Annotated in this window: 3 protein-coding genes; 1 reads left to right on the top strand and 2 read right to left on the bottom strand. The window is 46.3% G+C overall.

Features of this window, described 5'->3' with window-relative positions; translation table 11 throughout:
- Positions 1 to 105: 105 nt before the first annotated feature.
- Both ACR2PX_RS20470 and ACR2PX_RS20465 read right to left on the bottom strand, forming a co-directional pair.
- Complete coding sequence (locus tag ACR2PX_RS20470) at positions 106 to 453, bottom strand: WD40 repeat domain-containing protein (protein WP_434001212.1); 348 nt, start codon at positions 451 to 453, stop codon at positions 106 to 108.
- A 182-nt stretch (positions 454 to 635) separates the two neighbouring features.
- Positions 636 to 1,937: an anaerobic C4-dicarboxylate transporter gene (locus ACR2PX_RS20465; protein ID WP_434001211.1), complete on the bottom strand. Its 1,302-nt coding sequence runs from the start codon at positions 1,935 to 1,937 to the stop codon at positions 636 to 638.
- 265 nt (positions 1,938 to 2,202) lie between these two features.
- Here ACR2PX_RS20465 and ACR2PX_RS20460 point away from each other — a divergent pair, with 265 nt between their 5' ends.
- Entirely contained in the window at positions 2,203 to 2,943 is a 741-nt protein-coding gene (locus tag ACR2PX_RS20460) for a protein kinase domain-containing protein (RefSeq protein ID WP_434001210.1), read from the top strand.
- The last annotated feature ends 5 nt before the right edge of the window (positions 2,944 to 2,948 follow it).

The following is a 2,948-nucleotide window of genomic DNA, read 5'->3' as shown; positions in this document are numbered from 1 at the left end:
AGTGAAGCTCAGTAAAGCTGAATTGAAGGAAATTCAACCTTACATCATACGAAACCCTGAGTTACGAAAGTGGGATGTTGCTATTGTGCCAGAGCCGGTAAATTATTAATTGCTGTACCCCTTAGAGCTGTTGTCATAAGAGTTCGTGAGCAGATACTTATCATCAGGACTGAATATAAGCATGGGAATTTCACCCATATGCTCCATAATCGCGAGTGGTTTAGCATTACTGCCATTCACCAGCACATCTCTGGCCCGCCACAACTTGATCTGATCTCCCGAACTGGTCGCAAGCAATTTATCATCATGGCTGAAAGCACTGAAAAGCACTCTTGCTTCCTGATACAGCGTGCTGTTCTCAATGAGGTAATTAGGGAGAATCGGTCTGGCTTGTGCCTGCCAAACAGAGATCAGAACCAGCAAAGGAAATAGAATGTGTTTGAAAGGAGACATAACTGAATCTTGACCATTTAATCATGAAGATTCACTCAGGGTAGGTGAATATATTTTTAGATTTATATTTAAAAGACATAACTATTTTTATATTTTGTTTCGAAAAAGTACTCATAACAAAAAGCCCCTGAACAGTTCAGGGGCTTGATCTTGCCAGAGCTAATGAGGGTTATTAGTCCACATTAAACAATCATTGGTGCAAAAACGAAGGCAAAGGCGACACACAATGAAATACAGATGGTGCCAGGAACAAAGAAGGGATGGTTAAAGACCAGCTTGCCGATACGGGTTGAACCTGTCTCATCCATCTCTACTGCGGCCAGCAGTGTTGGGTAAGTAGGCAGAACAAACAGAGCAGATACGGCTGCAAAAGAAGCAATGGCAGTCACAGGATCAACCAGAGCCAGAGCTGCAGGCATCAGAGCACGGGTGGTTGCAGCCTGAGAATAAAGCAGCATGGAAGCAAAGAACAGGGTTACCGCCAGCAGCCATGGGTAGTTGTTAAGCACATCACCCGCCAGCGCCTGAATGGAATCAATGTGAGCACCCACAAAGGTATTACCCAACCATGCGACACCCAATACACAGACACAAGCACTCATACCGGACTTAAAGGTCTGGGCATTGAGGATGTTGCCGGAATCAATCTTGCAGAAGATGGTGATCAGGCCTGCAGCAATCATCATGAACACCATGATAGCGGAGTCACGTGGCAGTACAGGATTTTCGATCAAACCAACGTTACCACTGATGGCAGTAGCGTAAAGCACCACAGCCAGAATACTCAGGGCAAAGATGACCACTGAGAGGCCAGCCCCTTTCTTGCGTTCCTGACGAGCTTTGGTTTCACGCAGAGTGATCAGACCTGCTTTCAGTCTTTCCTGATAAACAGAATCCTTGTCCAGATCCACACCCAGGAAGTTACATACGACAGCAGTCAACATCACAGCAGCGTAAGAAGTAGGAATGCAGATAGCCAGCAGATCCAGATAACCGATGCCATAGGGCTCAAGGAAGCCACTGAATACGACAACTGCAGCAGAAACAGGTGATGCAGTAATAGCAATCTGGGAAGCTATAACAGCAATACTCAATGGGCGGGATGGACGAACACCGTTTTCTTTAGCGACTTCAGCAATAACAGGTAGAGTAGAATAGGCCGTATGACCCGTACCCGCCAGCAATGTCATCACATAAGTCACGGTAGGAGCGAGGAAGGTAATGTACTTTGGTTTACTGCGTAGAATTTTTTCTGCCAGTTCGACCAGATAGTCCAGACCACCAGCGACCTGCATGGCAGCAACCGCGCCAATCACCGACATGATAATCAGAATAACATCAATAGGAATGGCACCAGGCTCAAGCCCCAGACCCAGGGTCAGAACCATCACCCCCATACCACCGGCAAAACCTACGCCAATGCTACCCAATCGGGCCCCGAGAAAAATGGCTCCCAGTACGACTGCTAACTGAACCCAAAGCATGTGTGCTTCCTCTTTATCTTAATACTGCTTCCGACAGGCAATGATCAACATCACCTGGCACGAAAAATTTTGTATTAACATATTAACTGTTCGATAACAGAGGAGTAATTGGTTTCTATACTAAGTATTTGCGGCTAACCGAAGCCTTATGCGTAAAAGAGCATTCTCACACCCTAAAGTGAGTATTTCAGCGAAAAAATGAACAAATCAGCCGTATAAGTGTCTTAATTCTCTGTGTATTTCTATTATTTCCGGGTCAATAAGCATGAACATGGATGGTGCCACTGCAGTAAAGATCTCACCCACAGTTGATTGGCGCGCTCAAAACACCCCGGATCAGCTTGATAATGCTGGATCAGGCACGTCAGAGAAGTCCCTTACCCAATCAATGGGAACGTTTCGTGTTTCAGACTCTGTCTCTGAACAGGTGCAACTAAGGTTAAAGACGTTGTGCCAACGGACACCTGATGATAAAAGTCAGTCCATGCTGCTTCGTAAAATAGAAGACTGCTCACCCAAAATCGCCCTGAAAATTGTCACCTGCTCCAGCCCCACCGAAATCACAGCAATAGACCGGGAACTCAATATCCATGAAAAGCTGGGCTCCCAAAAAGGTATTGTTCCCATGGGGAGGCTTGAGGCCCACTCAGCTGATTACCGCGTCGGCGTTATGCCACTTTACGACGGAGACCTTCTAGAACTGTGCAGGGATCAGGTTTACGGTCCGGAAGATATTACGCACTGGTTTACTGACATCGGTTATAGCCTCAAACAGCTTCATGACTTTGGGCTGGTTCATTCCGATCTTAAACTTGAGAATATTCTCTACCGAATTGTCGATGGCAAAGTTGAAGTGGCACTGGCTGATTTTGATCTGTCCGACATTCAAGGTAGGCCGCTTCGCGGCGACTTTTTGCCCAGTGCAGCCCTCCAACCTATGGGAAATACCCGTCATTTTCTTTTGTCTATCCTTACTGACTTTGATCCCGAGAACAGCAAAGGATAGAGCCA

The organism is Endozoicomonas sp., assembly GCF_051008435.1.
Taxonomy (GTDB): Bacteria; Pseudomonadota; Gammaproteobacteria; order Pseudomonadales; family Endozoicomonadaceae; genus Endozoicomonas_A.
Note: the sequence above shows the minus strand (reverse complement) of the source record. Positions and strands in the feature narration are given on the sequence as shown.

Coding starts and splice junctions, on each gene's coding strand:
- ACR2PX_RS20470 (WP_434001212.1), bottom strand. CDS start 453: ATGTCTCCTTTCAAACACATTCTATTTCCTTTGCTGGTTCTGATCTCT.
- ACR2PX_RS20465 (WP_434001211.1), bottom strand. CDS start 1,937: ATGCTTTGGGTTCAGTTAGCAGTCGTACTGGGAGCCATTTTTCTCGGG.
- ACR2PX_RS20460 (WP_434001210.1), top strand. CDS start 2,203: ATGAACATGGATGGTGCCACTGCAGTAAAGATCTCACCCACAGTTGAT.